This is a genomic window from Streptomyces sp. NPDC059092, from assembly GCF_042756365.1.
In the GTDB taxonomy this organism is placed as follows: Bacteria; Actinomycetota; Actinomycetes; order Streptomycetales; family Streptomycetaceae; genus Streptomyces.
The window spans coordinates 123758-141315 of record NZ_JBHZEJ010000009.1 but is presented as its reverse complement, the minus strand read 5'-3'; the positions used below and the strand labels follow the sequence as shown (position 1 = coordinate 141315).

The 17558-nt window shown below is 70.4% G+C and carries 15 protein-coding genes and 1 tRNA gene; 11 read left to right on the top strand and 5 right to left on the bottom strand.

What is annotated here, in order from left to right; translation table 11 throughout:
* Positions 1-277 precede the first annotated feature (277 nt).
* On the top strand, positions 278-700 hold the full coding sequence (locus tag ACFXPL_RS08510; RefSeq protein WP_384914551.1) for a peptidase inhibitor family I36 protein: 423 nt from the start codon (positions 278-280) through the stop codon (positions 698-700).
* A gap of 80 nt (positions 701-780) precedes the next feature.
* On the opposite strand, the gene aceE is transcribed toward ACFXPL_RS08510, so the two are convergent.
* The gene (gene aceE, locus ACFXPL_RS08505) at positions 781-3513 is read right to left on the bottom strand and encodes a pyruvate dehydrogenase (acetyl-transferring), homodimeric type (RefSeq protein ID WP_384914548.1); all 2733 of its coding nucleotides are present in this window, start codon (positions 3511-3513) and stop codon (positions 781-783) included.
* Positions 3514-4015: 502 nt separating this feature from the next.
* Between aceE and ACFXPL_RS08500 the strand changes: the two genes are divergently transcribed.
* The 6 genes from ACFXPL_RS08500 (at position 4016) to ACFXPL_RS08475 (ending at position 8874) form a co-directional block, all read left to right on the top strand.
* The gene (locus tag ACFXPL_RS08500; protein ID WP_384914545.1) at positions 4016-4453 is read left to right on the top strand and encodes a DUF3052 domain-containing protein; all 438 of its coding nucleotides are present in this window, start codon (positions 4016-4018) and stop codon (positions 4451-4453) included.
* 256 nt (positions 4454-4709) lie between these two features.
* Positions 4710-5186, top strand: a complete 477-nt coding sequence (locus ACFXPL_RS08495) for a peroxiredoxin (protein WP_384914542.1) — start codon at positions 4710-4712, stop codon at positions 5184-5186.
* Positions 5187-5355: 169 nt separating this feature from the next.
* A complete protein-coding gene (locus ACFXPL_RS08490) occupies positions 5356-5931 on the top strand; it encodes a TerD family protein (protein WP_384914540.1) in 576 nt (191 codons plus the stop codon).
* Between the two features lie 252 nt (positions 5932-6183).
* The gene (locus tag ACFXPL_RS08485; protein WP_384914537.1) at positions 6184-6759 is read left to right on the top strand and encodes a TerD family protein; all 576 of its coding nucleotides are present in this window, start codon (positions 6184-6186) and stop codon (positions 6757-6759) included.
* 51 nt (positions 6760-6810) lie between these two features.
* Positions 6811-7950: a DUF475 domain-containing protein gene (locus ACFXPL_RS08480; protein WP_384914534.1), complete on the top strand. Its 1140-nt coding sequence runs from the start codon at positions 6811-6813 to the stop codon at positions 7948-7950.
* Positions 7951-8136: 186 nt separating this feature from the next.
* Positions 8137-8874: a Tellurium resistance gene (locus tag ACFXPL_RS08475; protein ID WP_384914531.1), complete on the top strand. Its 738-nt coding sequence runs from the start codon at positions 8137-8139 to the stop codon at positions 8872-8874.
* 85 nt (positions 8875-8959) lie between these two features.
* Here the strand turns inward: ACFXPL_RS08475 and ACFXPL_RS08470 are convergent, their stop codons facing one another.
* Positions 8960-9838 (bottom strand): TerD family protein, encoded by an 879-nt coding sequence (locus tag ACFXPL_RS08470; RefSeq protein WP_384914528.1) that lies wholly within the window; start codon positions 9836-9838, stop codon positions 8960-8962.
* Positions 9839-10056: 218 nt separating this feature from the next.
* Here ACFXPL_RS08470 and ACFXPL_RS08465 point away from each other — a divergent pair, with 218 nt between their 5' ends.
* From ACFXPL_RS08465 to ACFXPL_RS08455, 3 genes are all read left to right on the top strand, one after another.
* Entirely contained in the window at positions 10057-11220 is a 1164-nt protein-coding gene (locus ACFXPL_RS08465) for an HpcH/HpaI aldolase/citrate lyase family protein (protein WP_384914525.1), read from the top strand.
* Positions 11221-11300: 80 nt separating this feature from the next.
* On the top strand, positions 11301-13904 hold the full coding sequence (locus tag ACFXPL_RS08460; RefSeq protein ID WP_384914634.1) for a phosphoribosyltransferase: 2604 nt from the start codon (positions 11301-11303) through the stop codon (positions 13902-13904).
* Positions 13901-14728, top strand: a complete 828-nt coding sequence (locus ACFXPL_RS08455; protein ID WP_384914522.1) for an HAD family hydrolase — start codon at positions 13901-13903, stop codon at positions 14726-14728. Before ACFXPL_RS08460 ends, ACFXPL_RS08455 begins: the two co-directional genes overlap by 4 nt.
* A gap of 25 nt (positions 14729-14753) precedes the next feature.
* Here ACFXPL_RS08455 and ACFXPL_RS08450 read toward each other — a convergent pair whose 3' ends face one another.
* From ACFXPL_RS08450 to ACFXPL_RS08440, 3 genes are all read right to left on the bottom strand, one after another.
* On the bottom strand, positions 14754-14978 hold the full coding sequence (locus tag ACFXPL_RS08450; RefSeq protein ID WP_384914519.1) for a zinc ribbon domain-containing protein: 225 nt from the start codon (positions 14976-14978) through the stop codon (positions 14754-14756).
* 10 nt (positions 14979-14988) lie between these two features.
* Positions 14989-15615 (bottom strand): DUF4383 domain-containing protein, encoded by a 627-nt coding sequence (locus tag ACFXPL_RS08445; RefSeq protein WP_384914516.1) that lies wholly within the window; start codon positions 15613-15615, stop codon positions 14989-14991.
* Positions 15616-15787: 172 nt separating this feature from the next.
* Positions 15788-17224 carry a hypothetical protein gene (locus ACFXPL_RS08440; RefSeq protein ID WP_384914513.1) on the bottom strand — a complete coding sequence of 479 codons (1437 nt, stop codon included), beginning with the start codon at positions 17222-17224 and terminating at the stop codon, positions 15788-15790.
* 220 nt (positions 17225-17444) lie between these two features.
* Between ACFXPL_RS08440 and ACFXPL_RS08435 the strand changes: the two genes are divergently transcribed.
* Positions 17445-17519, top strand: a tRNA-Val gene (locus ACFXPL_RS08435).
* Positions 17520-17558 lie beyond the last annotated feature (39 nt).

Below are 17558 nucleotides of genomic sequence, written 5' to 3'. Positions count from 1 at the left end.
GCGTCAATTCCACGCCCACGACAGCCCCGCCGGAAGGTTCCGGCGGGGCTGTCGCCTATTCGGGTGGCGGGCGGCCACACCCCTTCCGGCGGCCCTCGGCCGCAGGTCAGAGTGGTGGTGCCGGGGTCGCAGCACGCGACCCGGGCACCACACGAATCACGACTGACACGACACGAGCGCGACACACAGCACGACACAACACCCAGCACGACACGGCACGACACAACACCCAGCACGACCTGACCGACACGACACGACACACGGGGGCAAGACCGACATGACTCAGCCGCGTACCACCACGACCACCTTCCGCCGTACGACCGCGACCGTCGGCGCCGCCGTCGGGGCGCTCACCCTCGCCGTCCTGCTGCCCCGGACCGTCACCGCGGCGCCGGCCGCCCCGGCCGCGCCGCCACGCCTCGGGGCGTGCGCGGCGGGCGAGCTGTGTCTGTGGGCGAAGGACGACTTCAAGGGCGCCCGGCAGACCCACGAACTCTCCGGGACCGACATCGACAGTTGTGTGCCCCTCCCGGAGGGCACCACCGCCCACTCCCTCGCCAACCGCACCGGCCGGCCCGTGACGACGTACCAGTCGGGCACCTGCGGGGAGACCGGGGAGTTCGAGACCTACCCCGGCACCGGCACCTGGCTGCCCAGTTCGCCGTACCGGGTGAGGGCCTTCAAGATCTGGGAGCGATGACCGGGCTCCGCCGTACGCCGAAGGGCGGCGGACCCCTTCCGGCCCCGCCGCCCTCCGTACGTTCCTGCGCGCGCCCTTGGTCAGGCGTCGCCGCCCGCCGCGCCCGGGTCCGCCGCCCCCGCGTCCAGGAGCTGGTAGCGGTCCACCGCCTGCTTCAGCGCGGAACGGTCGACCTTGCCCTCCCTGGCCAGCTCGGTGAGGACCCCCAGCACGATCGACTGCGCGTCGATGTGGAAGAAGCGGCGGGCCGCGCCCCGCGTGTCCGCGAAGCCGAAGCCGTCCGCACCCAGCGACTGGTACGTACCGGGCACCCAGCGCGCGATCTGGTCCGGCACGGAACGCATCCAGTCGGAGACCGCCACGAACGGGCCCTGCGCGTCGGAGAGCTTGCGCGTCACGTAGGGGACGCGCTGCTCCTCCTCCGGGTGCAGCAGATTGTGCTGCTCCACCTCGACCGCCTCACGGCGCAGCTCGTTCCAGGACGTCGCCGACCAGACGTCCGCCCGGACGTTCCACTCCTCGGCGAGGATCCGCTGCGCCTCCACCGCCCACGGCACGGCCACGCCGGACGCCATGATCTGCGCCGGGATCTCGCCCCGGTCGCCCCGCCGGTAGCGGTGGATGCCCTTGAGGATGCCGTCGACATCGACGTCATCGGGCTCGGCGGGGTGCCGGATCGGCTCGTTGTAGACGGTGAGGTAGTAGAAGACGTCCTCGCTCTCCGGGCCGTACATCCTGCGCAGGCCGTCCCGGACGATGTGCGCGATCTCGTAACCGAAGGCCGGGTCGTAGGCGACACAGGCCGGGTTGGTCGAGGCCAGCAGATGCGAGTGGCCGTCGGCGTGCTGGAGCCCCTCGCCGGTCAGCGTCGTCCGGCCGGCGGTCGCGCCCAGGACGAAACCGCGCGCGAGCTGGTCGGCCATCTGCCAGAACTGGTCGCCGGTCCGCTGGAAACCGAACATCGAGTAGAAGACGTACACCGGGATCAGCGGCTCGCCGTGCGTGGCGTACGCGGAGCCCGCCGCGATCAGCGACGCCGTGCACCCCGCCTCGGAGATGCCGTCGTGCAGCATCTGCCCGGTCGGCGACTCCTTGTACGCGAGCAGCAGCTCACGGTCGACGGACTCGTACTGCTGGCCCAGCGGGTTGTAGATCTTGGCGCTCGGGAAGAACGAGTCCATCCCGAACGTGCGGTACTCGTCGGGCGCGATCAGCACGAAGCGCCTGCCGATCTCCTTGTCCCGCATCAGGTCCTTGAGGAGCCGGACGAACGCCATGGTGGTGGCGATCGACTGCTGGCCGGAGCCCTTCCTGACCGCCGCGTAGGCCTTGTCGTCGGGGAGCGCCAGCGGCTTCGCCCGGACGACCCGGGTCGGTACGTACCCGCCCAGCGACCGGCGCTGGTCGTGCATGTACTGGATCTCCTCCGAGTCCCTGCCCGGGTGGTAGTACGGCGGCAGCCCGTCCTCCAGCTGGCCGTCGGTGATCGGCAGGTGCAGCCGGTCCCGGAAGCCCTTGAGGTCGGCGACGGTGAGCTTCTTCATCTGGTGGGTCGCGTTGCGGCCCTCGAAGTTCGGCCCCAGCGTCCAGCCCTTGACGGTCTGCGCCAGGATCACCGTGGGCTGGCCCTGGTGGGCCTTGGCCGCCGCGTACGCCGCGAAGACCTTCCGGTGGTCATGCCCGCCGCGCCCGAGGTGCAGGATCTGGTCGTCGGTCATGTTCTCGACCATGGCGCGCAGCCGCTGGTCGTCGCCGAAGAAGTGCTCGCGGATGTACGCGCCGGTCTCGGTGGCGTACGTCTGGAACTGCCCGTCCGGCGTGGTGTTCAGCCGGTTGACGAGCACGCCGTCGCGGTCCTGGGCCAGCAGCGGGTCCCACGAGCGGTCCCAGACCAGCTTGATGACGTTCCAGCCCGCGCCGCGGAACTGGGACTCCAGCTCCTGGACGATCTTGCCGTTGCCGCGTACAGGGCCGTCGAGGCGCTGGAGGTTGCAGTTCACGACGAAGGTCAGGTTGTCCAGACCCTCACGGGCGGCGATGGAGAGCTGCCCCAGGGACTCGGGCTCGTCCATCTCGCCGTCGCCCAGATAGGCCCACACGTGGGAGCCGGAGGTGTCGGCGATACCGCGCGCCTCCATGTAGCGGTTCATCCGGGCCTGGTAGATCGCGCCGAGCGGGCCGAGCCCCATCGAGACGGTCGGGAACTCCCAGAAGTCCGGCATCAGGCGCGGATGCGGATAGCTGGACAGCCCGTACGGCGCCTTCGACTTCTCCTGGCGGAACGCGTCGAGCTGCGTCTCGCTGAGGCGGTCCAGCAGGAAGGCGCGGGCGTAGATCCCGGGGGAGGCGTGGCCCTGGAAGAAGATCTGGTCGCCGCCGTCACCGCCGTCCTTGCCCCGGAAGAAGTGGTTGAAGCCCACGTCGTACAGGGAGGCGGAGGAGGCGAACGTGGCGATGTGGCCGCCGACGCCGATCCCCGGGCGCTGGGCACGCGAGACCATGACCGCGGCGTTCCAGCGTGTCGCGTTGAGGACCTTGCGCTCGATCTCCTCGTTGCCGGGGAAGAACGGCTCGTCCTTGGTGGCGATGGTGTTGACGTAGTCCGTACTGCGCATCTCGGGAACGGCCACGCGCTTCTCGCGCGCCCGCTCGATCAGCCGGAGCATCAGATACCGGGCACGCTCGCGGCCCCGCTCGTCGACAGCGGCGTCGAGTGAGTCGAGCCACTCCTGGGTTTCTTCGGGGTCGAAGTCCGGGACCTGGCTGGGAAGGCCGCCAATGATGATCGGATTGCGATCGGATCCGGGAGCCACGCTTGTCCTTCGCTGGTCGGGTCGTGTCGTGCCCCGCACGGCATCGATGCGGTGCACTCCGTCGGGATACTGCTCCTGCGCGGGGGTACGTACGCCGCATCCATCGTGCTACCGCGACGACGGAAACGTCATCTCTACCGAGGGGTAACCCGGATTCCCCAGGATATTCCTGGGTCCGGAGCCGCTCGGGACGGGTTCCCGCGACCATCAAATCGCAATTTTACGCCCATCCCGACCATCCGTTTCGTTCGGTCGTTCGGGCCGGATTGACGTACCGAAACGGCATAACATGGCAAAGAAGGAGGAAACGTGTGGCCCGGGTCACGCGCGGCAGGGTCGAAGTGACTGGAGATGCGGCGAAGGCGCCCGGAACGTCACCGTTTCGGCGGTCTCGGCGGCCGGGTACTTGCGCGATCCGCCCCGCCCGTGTGGACTACGGCCAACGCCCCGCGTACGCGCGCGGCCCGAAGCGTTTATTCGAAACATGATCAGGAGGCAATCCGTGAGCGCGACCGCGGACCACGCGGAGGAACGAACCAACCTTGCCGCGAGGCTTGGGTTCGAACCCGGACAGGTGGTCCAGGAGATCGGCTACGACGACGACGTCGACCAGGATCTCCGCGAGTCCATCGAGGCCATCACCGGCCAGGATCTTGTCGACGAGGACTACGACGACGTGGCCGACGCCGTCGTCCTGTGGTTCCGTGACGAGGACGGCGACCTTACGGACGCGCTGGTGGACGCCATCGGTTTGATCGAGGACGGCGGAGTGATCTGGCTGCTGACGCCCAAGACCGGCCGTGATGGCTACGTCGAACCGAGCGACATCAACGAGGCGTCCCAGACCGCCGGCCTGTCCCAGACCAAGAGCATCAACGCGGGCAAGGACTGGACCGGCAGCCGGCTCGTCACGCCCAAGGCGGCGAAGAGCAAGCGCTGACCCCCGCGCCGCCTCGGGCGCGCAATGAAGCGGTAGCCCCTCGTGCCACCACCGGCACCAGCGGCGCGACCATGAAAGCCCCCGCCGATCTCGTCGGCGGGGGCCTTTGCGTACGCCCGGGTCCACCGGTCCCCGGGTCCGCCGATCCCGTCGGCGGGCGGTTTTGCGTAGGCTCGGACGCACACAGGCGTGTGGGCCTGATGCCGCCCCTGGCATCAGGACCGCTCCGCCGAGCCCTTCGAAAGGACGTGCATCCATGGCGATCGAGGTCGGCACCCCTGCCCCGGACTTCGAGCTGAAGGACAACCACGGGCGGACCGTGCGGCTGTCCGACTTCCGCGGGGCCGACGCGGCCGGCGGCGCCAAGAACGTGGTGCTGCTCTTCTACCCCTTCGCCTTCACCGGTGTGTGCACGGGCGAGCTCTGTGCCCTGCGTGACGAGCTGCCCTCGTTCGTCAACGACGACACCCAGCTGCTCGCCGTCTCGAACGACTCCATCCACACCCTGCGGGTCTTCGCCGAGCAGGAGGGCCTGGAGTACCCGCTGCTGTCGGACTTCTGGCCGCACGGCGAGGTCTCGCGCGCGTACGGCGTCTTCGACGAGGAGAAGGGGTGCGCCGTGCGCGGCACCTTCGTCATCGACAAGGAGGGCGTCGTGCGCTGGAGCGTCGTCAACGCCCTGCCCGACGCCCGGGACCTCGACGAGTACGTCAAGGCCCTCGCGTCGCTCTGACGCGGCGTCCCGTACATCCCGTACAGAGCGACGTCCCGGGCTGAACGCGACACCCCGTACCGGGCGCGACATCCCGTACCGAGCGCCGAAAACGCGCCGTGGCCGGGAACCGGTCACTAGGATCCAGTCGTTGATCGGATGCCAACGCTTCACACCATAGGGAGGACTCGTGGGAGTCAGCCTCAGCAAGGGCGGAAACGTCTCGCTGACCAAGGCCGCGCCCAACCTGACCGCGGTCACCGTGGGTCTGGGCTGGGACGTACGCAGCACCACCGGCAGTGACTTCGACCTCGACGCCAGCGCCCTGCTGACGAACGCCGAGGGCAAGGTCACCGTCGACGGCAACTTCATCTTCTTCAACAACCTCAAGAGCCCCGACGGCTCCGTCGAGCACACCGGTGACAACCTCACCGGTGAGGGCGAGGGAGACGACGAGGCGATCAAGGTCAATCTGGCCACGGTCCCCGCCGACGTCGAGAAGATCGTCTTCCCCGTCTCGATCTACGAGGCCGAGAGCCGCCAGCAGTCCTTCGGACAGGTGCGCAACGCGTTCATCCGCGTGGTGAACCAGGCCGACAACAACGAGCTGGCGCGTTACGACCTGAGCGAGGACGCCTCGACGGAGACCGCGATGGTCTTCGGCGAGCTGTACCGCAACGGTGCGGAGTGGAAGTTCCGCGCCATCGGCCAGGGGTACGCCTCGGGTCTGCGCGGCATCGCCCAGGACTTCGGCGTCAACGTCTGACCGGCCAGGCCCCTCCGTAACGTCGTACTTCGCACGTCCGTACCTCCGTCTCCGGCGCCGCACCTTCCGTGCGGCGCCGGACGCGTACCGGGTTCGTACCGGTCCTGGAGAGTGGGTGTGCGCATACGGGCGGGGACGGCATGATCTCGGTACGGGCACGAACGGCATGTCCGGGTACGGATCGGGCAGGACGTCAGGCGCGTCCCGCCTGTCAGCACGGCACGAACATCACCTCGGGGAGGACTCACCATCATGGGCGTCACACTCGCCAAGGGGGGCAATGTCTCCCTCTCCAAAGCCGCACCCAACCTCACCCAGGTGTTGGTCGGGCTCGGCTGGGACGCCCGCTCCACCACCGGAGCGGACTTCGACCTCGACGCCAGCGCGCTGCTCTGCCAGTCAGGGCGCGTACTCGGCGACGAATTCTTCATCTTCTACAACAACCTGACGAGTCCCGAAGGCTCCGTCCAGCACACCGGGGACAACCTGACGGGTGAGGGCGAGGGCGACGACGAATCGCTGATCGTCGATCTCTCCCAGGTTCCGGCCCACTGCGACAAGATCGTTTTTCCGGTCTCGATCCATGACGCCGACAATCGCGGCCAGACGTTCGGCCAGGTCGCCAACGCCTTCATCCGGGTCGTCAACCAGGCCGACGGCGAGGAACTCGCCCGCTACGACCTCAGCGAGGACGCCTCCACGGAAACGGCGATGATCTTCGGTGAGTTGTACCGGTACGGCGGCGAATGGAAGTTCCGGGCCGTGGGACAGGGGTACGCGTCGGGCCTGCGGGGCATCGCTCTAGACTTCGGGGTCAACGTTTCGTAAAGCAGTACGCTGCGCGGGGGAAAACCCGTTAATCACCAGATGGGGTAGCCAGTGATCCTGAAAACCTTCGGCTGGTCGTTCGCCATCACGGCGATCGGCCTGGCCTTCGCGGCCTGGCAGTGGGGGTGGGAGGCGTTCGGGATCGTACTGATCCTGTCGATCCTTGAGATCTCGCTCTCCTTCGACAACGCGGTCGTCAACGCCGGGATCCTGAAGAAGATGAATGCCTTCTGGCAGAAGATCTTCCTCACCGTCGGCATCCTCATCGCCGTGTTCGGTATGCGACTGGTCTTCCCCGTCGTCATCGTGGCCATCAGCGCCAAGGTCGGGCCGATCGAGGCCGTCCAACTGGCCATGGACAACCCCGGCCGCTACGAGGACCTGGTCACCGACGCCCACCCGGCGATCGCCGCCTTCGGTGGCATGTTCCTGCTGATGATCTTCCTGGACTTCATCTTCGAGGACCGGGACATCAAGTGGCTCGCCTGGCTGGAGCGCCCGCTGGCCAAGCTCGGCAAGGTCGACATGCTGTCGGTCTGCGTCGCGCTGATCGTCCTGCTGGTCACGGCCATGACCTTCGCGACCAACGCGCACACCAGTACCGGGTACGCGGACAAGTCGGCCACCGTACTGCTGGCCGGGATCGCCGGTCTGATCACGTATCTCATCGTCGGCGGCCTCTCCAGCTACTTCGAGGACAAACTCGAAGAGGAGGAGGAGCGCGAGCACGAGGAGGAGGAAAAGGCCAAGGCCGAGGGCAAGCAGGTCTCCGCGGTCGGCCTGGCCGGCAAGGCGGCGTTCTTCCTCTTCCTGTACCTGGAAGTCCTGGACGCGTCCTTCTCCTTCGACGGTGTGATCGGCGCCTTCGCCATCACGAACCACATCTTCTGGATGGCGCTGGGTCTCGGCATCGGCGCGATGTACGTCCGTTCGCTGACGGTGTACCTGGTCCGCCAGGGCACCCTGGACGACTATGTCTACCTGGAGCACGGCGCGCACTACGCGATCGGTGCGCTGGCCGCGATCCTGCTCATCACCATCGAGCACTCCATCAACGAGATCATCACGGGTCTGGTCGGGGTCATTCTCATCGCGGCCTCCTTCTGGTCCTCCGTGCGCCGTAACAAGGCGCTCGAAGCGGAAGGCGGCGGCAAGGACCCCGACGGGGACAAGACGGCGCTCCACGTCTGAGCGCATGCTCCGGTGAGCCCTCCCGTGAGCCGGTGCTCAGGGGTGTGACACGGAGCGGATCCAGGGAACCCTGTTGAACGGGGCGGCCAAGAGGCGGGAGCCTACCGGTCGCCCCGTTCTTCCGTGCCGATATGACGGTTTGTTGGCGAGTAGACGTCAAGTGGACGACAGAAGTGGGGTGGGGGCATGGCCTTCTGGGACAACCTGTGGCAAGGGCAAAGGGCATCGCAATTCGATTCGGGCAGCGCGTCCAACTCCATCGAGCTGACCAAACGGCGCCCGACGATCTCGCTCTCGAAGCAGGGCGCGGCGACCGGCAATCTCCGGGTGAACCTCTCCTGGCAGATGCGCACCTCCGACATCGGGGAGCGCTCGCGCCAGAGCGGCAAGCTCCTGGGCAACCCGCTCAAGCTCTTCAAGCCCGAGGTCGTCCAGGCCCATACGCAGGGCGTGGTCAACGTCGACCTGGACCTCGGCTGCATGTACGAACTGATGGACGGCAGCAAGGGCGTCGTCCAGCCCCTGGGCAACTTCCTCGGGGACCTCAACGACCCGCCGTACGTCAAGCTCAGCGGCGACGACCGGTTCGGGGCGGGCTCGGGGGAGACCGTCTATGTCAATCTCGACAACCGGGACGAGATCAAGCGCCTGCTGTTCTTCGTCTACATCTACGACCAGACGCCCGCGTTCAACCGTACGCACGCGCATGTGACGCTCTACCCGAGCAACGGCCCGCGGATCGAGATAGACCTCGACGACGACGAGCCGCAGGCCCGGTCCTGCGCGGTGTTCTCGCTCCAGAACGTCAAGGGCGATCTGGTCGTGCGCCGCGAGGTGAAGTACGTGTACGGCTTCCAGGCCGAGCTGGACCGGCTGTACGGCTGGGGCCTCCAGTGGGGCCGCGGCTACAAGGCGAAGACCTGAGGCGGCCTTGAGCCGGAAGGACCGGTGCGGGCGCCCCGGACGGCCGGTGGGCCGTCCGGCCGCCGGTGGACCGTCGCCGGGCGGGCTACTGGTGGGCGAACTGCGGGCCCATCGGAGGCAGCCGGAAGTGCGGGTCCGGGGCGGGCGCCGCGGCCGCGGCCGGCTGCGGATAGCCGTACGCGGGCTGCGGGTGCGGCGCCGACACGGGCTGCGGATAGCCGTAGGGCGGCTGGGCCGAGGGCAGGTCGGGCTGCGGATAGCCGTACGCGGGAGGCAGCACCGGGGGCGGCGGGAGCTGGGCCGCGGGCCGGGTGGCCGCCGTGGCGTCAGGACCCGCGTGGACCACGGTGTCGGCGCCGGGGTCGGTGAAGACCGTGCTTTCTTCCGGCTCGGCCGTCCCGTCGGCCTCCTCCGCCCCTTCGGTGTCGTCGACCGAGATGCCGAACGCGGTGGCGAGGCCGATCAGCCCGGTCGGATACCCCTGGCCCACGGCGCGGAACTTCCAGGAGTCCCCGCGCCGGTACAGCTCGCCGCAGATGATCGCGGTCTCCTCGCCGGTCTCCGGCTGGACGTCGAAGACGGCCAGCGGCTCCCCGTCGGCCGCGCCCGCGTCGTACAGCATGATCCGCAGATCGCTCACATGCTGGAAGCTCGCGCCGTCCGAGGAGGCGGCCAGCACGACCGACTCGACGGAAGGGTCGAGCGCGGTGAGGTCCGCCTCGACCGAGTCGGTCAGCCACTCGCCGAGCTGCTTCTTGGGCAGCCTGCGCACCACCCCGGACGGATGCCTCGGCTGGTTGTAGAAGACGAAGTCCTCGTCCGACCTGACCCGGCCGCCGGAGCCGAGCAGCAGCGCCGAGGCATCCACGTCCGGCACCCCGGCGCCGGGCGACCAGCGCAGCACGGCTCGTACGGCCATGGCGTCGAGGGGGACGTTCGAGCCCTTGAGCATCGCGTGCGTCATACCGGCCATCCTGCCTTCCCACCGCCCACGGGGACAACGTGGCGGCCCCTCCGCCACGTTCCGTCCTGCCGGCCGTACGACCGGTACGCCGGTGGAACCACCGAGAAGCAGACGAGTTACCAGGATTTCATGCGCCCGGGGAACTCTTGACACCCGCCCATACGTACTATTACCGGCCACATGACCAACGGGCCATTATGGCGGTACGGGGGATCTACATGCGTCATTTCGGGCATATCCCGCCCGCTGCCCGCAAGGGCCTGTTCCACCAGGAACCGTGCGAGTTCACCGCCGGGTCCCCTGCCAGGCTGCTCTCGGCCGCGCTCGGGGCCACCCTCTACAGCCCGGCGACCCGGCCCCGGCTGGCGGACGACGTACGGAAGCTGGCCGGGCGCGGAGTCGTCTCCATGGTGCTCTGCCTGGAGGACTCCATCCACGACGCCGAGGTCGAGGATGCCGAGGCCAATCTGGTCCGCCAGTTCGCCGACCTCGACGAGCGGGGCGCCGAGACGCCGCTGCTCTTCGTCCGCGTCCGCGAACCGGACCAGATCCCCGACCTCGTCCGGCGCCTGGGCGGCTCGGTCCGGCTGCTGTCCGGATTCGTACTCCCCAAGTTCACCGAGGAGCGCGGCACCGCCTTCCTGGAGGCCCTGGCCGAGGCGGAGGCCGCCTGCGGGCGCACGCTCTACGCCATGCCCGTCCTCGAATCACCCGAACTGCTCCACCTGGAGACCAGGACGGAGACGCTCACCGGGATCGCCAACGCGGTCGACAAGTACCGCGAACGGGTCCTCGCGCTCCGCCTGGGCGTCACCGACTTCTGCTCGGCGTACGGACTGCGCCGGTCGCCCGACATGACGGCGTACGACGTACGGATCGTCGCCGGGGTCATCGCGGACGTCGTCAACGTCCTCGGCCGCGCCGACGGCACCGGCTTCACGATCACCGGCCCCGTCTGGGAGTACTTCCGGCTCCAGGAACGCATGTTCAAACCGCAGCTCCGCCGCAGCCCCTTCCTCGAAGGGCGCGCCGAGGAGCTGCGCACGGCCCTGATCGAGCACGACCTCGACGGCCTGCTGCGCGAGATCGAACTCGACCGCGCCAACGGGCTCATGGGCAAGACGTGCATCCACCCGTCGCACGTCCCGCCCGTACACGCGCTCTCGGTCGTCAGCCACGAGGAGTTCAGCGACGCCCAGGACATCCTGCGCCCCGAACGGGACGGCGGCGGGGTGCTGCGCTCCGCGTACACGAACAAGATGAACGAGGTGAAGCCCCACCGCGCCTGGGCCGAGCGCACCCTGCTGCGGGCCGAGGTCTTCGGCGTCGCCCGCGAGGACGTCGGCTTCGTGGAGCTGCTGACGGCCGGACTCGCCCAGTGAGCGGGCAGGGACGGACGCGCGGACCACGGCGCACCCTCACCACCACTACGAAGATCACGGACACCGAGGAGAACACCGGCATGGTCTGGTCGGGCACATGGGTCGCCGAGCGGCTGGGCATCGAGCTGACCGGCGACGACGGGCTGCGGGACCTGCTCGGTCTCGCCCTGCGCCGCAACCCCAAGCGCGCCCACCTCCTCGTCTCGAACGTGCTGGGCAAGCACGTGCCGCAGAGCCCCGCCGTCGTCCACGGAACGGGCGTCGAACTGGGCGAGCGCGTACGGGAGCTGCTGGGCCCTGAGGTCGCGCGGGCGGTGGTGCTCGGTTACGCCGAGACCGCGACCGGGCTCGGTCACGCGGTCGCCGACGGCGTACGCGAAGCCCCGTACCTGCACTCCACGCGGCGCCCGGTCGCGGGCGTCGCGCGCGCGGGCGGCTTCGAGGAGTCCCACTCGCACGCCACCTCCCACCTGCTGCTGCCCGAGGACCCCGGGCTGCTGGCCTCGGCCGGTCCGCTGGTCCTCGTCGACGACGAGTTCTCCACCGGCAACACCGTCCAGAACACGATCCGCGCCCTGCACGACCGCTATCCCCGGCACTGGTACGTGATCGTCGCCCTGGTCGACATGCGGTCGCCGGCCGATCAGGGGCGGCTCGCCGAGTTCGCCCAGGAGATCGGGGCACGCGTCGACCTCGTCACCCTGGCCTCCGGTACGGTCCGGCTCCCGGAGGGCGTCCTGGCGAAGGGCCAGGAGCTGGTGGCACGGCACGAGACGCCGGTGGCTGCGCCTGTGCCGGTGGCCGTTCCCGCGCCCATGCCTGTGCCTGTGCCGGGGCAGCGTGCGGCGGCCGGTACGTCCGAGCGCGCGTCCGGGCCGGCCAGGGTCGCCCTGGAGTGGCCCGCAGGAGTCCCGGACGGCGGCCGGCACGGCTTCACCCCGGCCCACCGGGCGGAGCTGGAGACGGCGCTGCCCGCGATGGCGCGCGCCCTCGCCGCCGAACTGGGCGACGCCCGGCGCGTCCTCGTCCTCGGCTTCGAGGAGCTGATGTACGCGCCGCTGCGGCTGGCCGGGGAGCTGGAGCGTACGTACGCGGCCGGCGAGGCAGGGCCGCAGGCGGGCACGGAGGCGGCCCCGGACGTGCGCGCGGCGGCGCGCCCCGACGGGCGTCCCGAGGCGCGCCCCGAGGTGCGCTACTCCACCACGACGCGCTCGCCCGTGCTGGCCGTGGACGACCCCGGCTACGCGATACGCAGCCGCCTCGTCTTCCCCGCCCACGACACCGACGCCTTCCCTGGGGGTGAGGAGAACGGCGCCGACCGGTACGCGTACAACGTCGCGGGCGGCGGCTTCGACGCCGTCGTCGCCGTGGTCGACTCCGTCGCGGACACCCCCGCGCTGCACGTCGCCGACGGCCTGCTCGCCCGCCTCGCCGAGCACACGCCCCGCGTGCTCCTGGCGGTCGTCCCCTCGTACGTACCCGCTCCCGGCCCGGAGGCTCCCGGCCCGGAGAAGCACCTCTCAGAACGGCAGGACCCCCTCATGCTGCCCGAACCCCTCCGGGGCCCCGCCTTCTCCTCGTACGCCCCGCAGGACGTGGGCTGGCTCCTCCAGGACCTCTCCGACGTCGAGCTGGAAGCCCCGATCGAGGAGCGCGAGGAGGCCATCCAGAACGGGGGCGCGCACTACGCCGAGTCCCTGCCCGTCGAGTACCAGCCGAGCGAGCGGTACCAGGAGCTGTTCGCCGCCGCCCTGGAGATCTCGGCGGCCCGGGTCGCCCAGGCCGTCGGCACGGTCACCGAAACGGTCCTCGCCGAACGCTCGCCCCGCCCCGTGCTGGTCTCACTGGCCCGCGCCGGCACGCCCGTCGGCGTCCTGATGCGCCGCTGGGCCCAGCACCGCCACGGCCTCGACCTGCCGCACTACGCCGTCTCCATCGTGCGCGGCCGGGGCATCGACGCCAACGCCCTGCGCTGGCTCGCCGCCCACCACGACCCGGCCGACGTGGTCTTCGTCGACGGCTGGACCGGCAAGGGCGCCATCACCCGCGAACTGGCCGAGGCCCTGGCCGGGTTCGACGGCTTCGACCCGGAGATCGCGGTCCTCGCCGACCCGGGCGGCTGCGTCCGGACGTACGGCACCCGCGAGGACTTCCTCATCCCGTCCGCCTGCCTCAACTCCACGGTCTCCGGGCTGATCTCCCGTACGGTGCTCCGCGCCGACCTGGTCGGCCCGGACGACTTCCACGGCGCGAAGCACTACCGGGAGCTGGCCGGGGCCGATGTCTCGCAGCACTTCCTCGACACCGTCGCGGCCCGCTTCGACGAGGTCGCGGACGCCGTGGCCGCCGAGGCCAAGGAACTCCTCGCGGCGGACCGCGCACCCACCTGGGAAGGGTGGGCGGCCGTCTCGCGGATCAGCGAGGAGTACGGCATCCACGACGTGAACCTGGTCAAGCCGGGCGTCGGGGAGACCACCCGCGTCCTGCTCCGCCGCGTCCCCTGGAAGATCCTCGCGCGGCGCGGCGCGGGCGCCGACCTCGACCATGTGCGCCTGCTGGCCGAGCAGCGCGGGGTGCCCGTGGAGGAGGTCGACGGCCTTCCGTACACCTGCGTCGGGCTGATCCACCCCCGGTACACGCGGGGCGCGACCGGCACGGACGGCAAGGCGGTGGCGACCGCGTGACCACCGCCTCCACGGGTGTCCCGACCCTGGTCGCGAGCGACCTGGACCGCACCCTCATCTACTCGGCCGCCGCCCTCCAGCTACCGATGCCGGACGCCGAGGCGCCGCGGCTGCTCTGCGTCGAGGTGTACGAGAGCCGGCCGCTGTCGTATCTGACGGAGACGGCCGCGGCGCTCCTCGACCGGCTCGCCCGTACGACCGTCTTCGTACCGACGACCACCCGCACGCGCGAGCAGTACGGCCGGATCCATCTGCCGGGCCCCGCACCGAAGTTCGCGATCTGCGCCAACGGCGGACATCTGCTGGTCGACGGCGTCTCCGATCCGGACTGGCGGCGCGAGGTCGCGGCGCGGCTGGCCGCCGAGTGCGCGCCGCTCGCCGAGGTCCGCGCGCACCTGAGCGCGACCGCCGCCCCGGAGTGGCTGCTCAAGGAGCGGGTCGCCGAGGACCTGTTCGCCTATCTGGTGGTCGACCGCGCCCTGCTGCCGGAGGGCTGGGTGAAGGAACTGGCCGGCTGGGCGGGGGAGCGCGGCTGGACGGTCTCGCTCCAGGGCCGCAAGATCTACGCCGTACCGCGCCCGCTCACCAAGAGCGCCGCGGTGCGGGAAGTGGCCCGCAGGGCCGGAGCCGGGCTCACCCTGGCCGCCGGTGACTCACTGCTCGACGCGGACCTGCTGCTGGCCGCCGACCGCGCCTGGCGCCCAGGCCACGGCGAACTGGCCGACGGGAACTGGCACGCCCCGCACGTCGACGTGGTTCCGCACACGGGGGTCGCGGCGGGCGAGGAGATCCTGCGCCGCCTGCTGGACGCCGCCGTTTCCTGACGGCGCCCCGCCCTTCCTGACGGGCTCAGCCGCAGCAGCCGCCCCCGCAGCATCCGCCGCCCCCTCCGCCACCGGCGGCGGGGGCCGGGGCGCCGCCCTTGGCCGTACCGCCGACCGCGACGGTGGAGAGCAGCTTCACGGTGTCGTCGTGCCCCTCGGGGCAGGACGCCGGGGCCGCGGACTCCGCCATCGGGCGGCTGAGTTCGAAGGTGTCACCACAGGAGCGGCAGCGGTACTCGTAGCGAGGCATACGTCTCAGATTATCCGACGTCCAGCTGCCCACGGGCGTGGTCACCCATGGCCTTGTGCCGCTGTTCGCGCTCCGCCTCCTCCGGATGGCGGGCCCGCCAGTACGGGTTGTCGTGCGGCAGGCTGCCGCTGACCCTGCCGTACATCCCGAAGAACATCAGCAGCAGCCCGACGACGAAGCTGAAGAGCACGTTCTGGAGGTGGAAGGCGAGGAAGTTCCAACTGGTGTCCAGCAGCGCCAGATTGACGAAACCGCTGAGGATGAAGAGGACACCGAGGACCATGTTGACGGTCGACGCGGTGTTCCCGCCGATCACCATGCCGGCCAGCAGCAGCACCCCGACGCAGATGGACAGGACGCTCAGCGTGCCGTTGGCGTTGAGACCCAGCACGCGCTGACCGCCCGTACCGAAGAAGCCGATCCGGTCCATCAGCCCGAGGATCCCGAAGGCGATCAGGGCCAGACCCATCAGCCCGGCGCCGACCCGGTAGACCTGGTTGAGCCGGTGGTCCAGCGGAAGCTGCTCGTCGAGCCTGACGTGCCTGCGGCCGGGTTTCCGCCGACCGGTCCTCCGGCGGCCGGCTTCCCGGTTCCTGGGCACGGCGCCGGGGGAGTGGCGGATCACTGGGCTGGCCATGGGCGGCCTCCTTATGGGGTGGCACGCTGTGGTACGCATCCGTACGCGTCACCATGTTCCGCCCACCAGGACGGCCCGACAACTCGACCGGTCCCGCCCGGCGGCCCCGCTCGCGTCAGCCGCCCTGCCCGGTCGCCCTGCCCGGCCGCCCAGCCCGGCGGCCCCGCTCGCGTCAGCCGCCCTGCCCGGCGCCGCGCTCCTCGCGGATCTCCGAGACCACCTGGGCCACCCGCTGCCGTACCGCCTCGGTCTCGGTCAGGAAGTGCCAGTAGTCCGGGTGGCGGCCCTCCAGCGAGGACACCGCCCGGTCAAGCCGCGCCACGGAGTCGTCCAGCGGGCGGGCGTGCCGGGGCTCGGGGGTGGACCGGCCGGACATGGCCAGGCGCTGCGCGTCCCGGATCGCGAACCGTGTGCGGTCGATCTCCTGCTGCGGGTCCTTCGACACCGCGTTCAGCCGCTGGAGCCGGTCACCGGCGGCGGAGACCGCCTCGTCCGTACCGTTCAGCAGCGCCCGTGCCGTACTGAGCAGCGACGTCGCGTCCGCCCACCGCTGCTCCTCGCGCGCCTTCGCCGCCTCCGCGAGCTTCTCCTCGGCCTGCCGTACGCTGCCCGCCGCATGGTCGGGGACCTGCTGGAGGTCCTGCCAGCACGCCGCGGCGAACCGTCTGCGCAACTCGCTGAGCACCGGGTCCACCGTCCCGGCGCGGGTGGTGAGGGCCTGCGCGCGGGTACGCAGCGACACCAGCCGCCGGTCGATCTCCCGGGCCCGCTCGGGCAGCCGCTCCGCCTCGGACCGTACGGACCCGGCGTCGCGCTTGACCTGGTCCGCGCGGTGCAGGGTCTCCGCGACGCCGTGCCGGCCCGCGCCCTGGTTGAGCTTGGTCAGCTCGGGGGCGAGCGCGGCGAGGCGGGCCGCCAGGTCGTCGGCCCGCAGCCCGGCCTCCCGTACCGCGTCGAGCGCGTTGCTCGCGGCCAGCAGCGCCTGCCGGGCCCGCTCCACGGCGGGCGCCAGCCGGGCGAGCTGTGTCTCGGCCTTGTCGAGCAGCGGCCCGAGCCCCTGCTCGAACCGGTCGAGATCGCCCTTGACCCGGTCCAGCTCTTCCTTGGCCTTGGTGAGCTCGCCGCGCGCCTTCGAGGCGGCCGACGGCTCCAGATCGTCCTTGTCCAGGTCGTGGGCGTCCACGGCGGTGATGTAGCCGTGGCTCACCTCGTCGATCCGCTGCCCCAGCGCGGCGAAGTCCGCCACGGCCTTGCGGGCGCCCGGCGAGCTGTCCACCGCCGTGATCGTCTCTATGGAGATCCGCAGGTCGCGCTGGGCGGTGTCCAGCTCGTAGAAGGAGGCGGCGGCCGCGTCCTTCGCCGCCTGCGCGTCGGCCCGCAGACTCTCGCCACGCCCGCCGAACCAGCGCCGCGTACCCCCACCGGCGAACGCCCCGGGCACGGCCGCCACCAGCAGCGGCAACGGCAGCAGGACCAGCGTCAGCGCGTCCCTGAGGCCCACGAGCGCCCCACGGCCCGCAGCGCCCGCACCACTCTCCGCCGATCCACCGGCGCCACTGACGGCACGTCCGTCGGCTCCCGCGTACGGCCGTGCGTGTGTCGCCGTCACATCACTCTCCCGTGCCGAGTTCGCCCTGCCCTCGTTCATTCTCCCACCTGTAATGACGAACACACGGGCCGGTTAGTTCGCGCCCCGGCCCGCGATCTTCCCGCGCGGCTCAGAGCCCGGGGCTCACTGCCCGGGTCCGCGACCGGGGCAGCCGGCTCCGGTCCGCGACCTTGGTTTGCGACCTGGTCCCCTGGGCCATGTACGCTGTTCCCTCATCCACGGGTGCGTAGCTCAGGGGTAGAGCGCTGCTCTTACAAAGCAGATGTCGGCGGTTCGAAACCGTCCGCGCCCACCAGTCCGAAGGCCTCCGACCGATCATGGCCGGGGGCCTTCG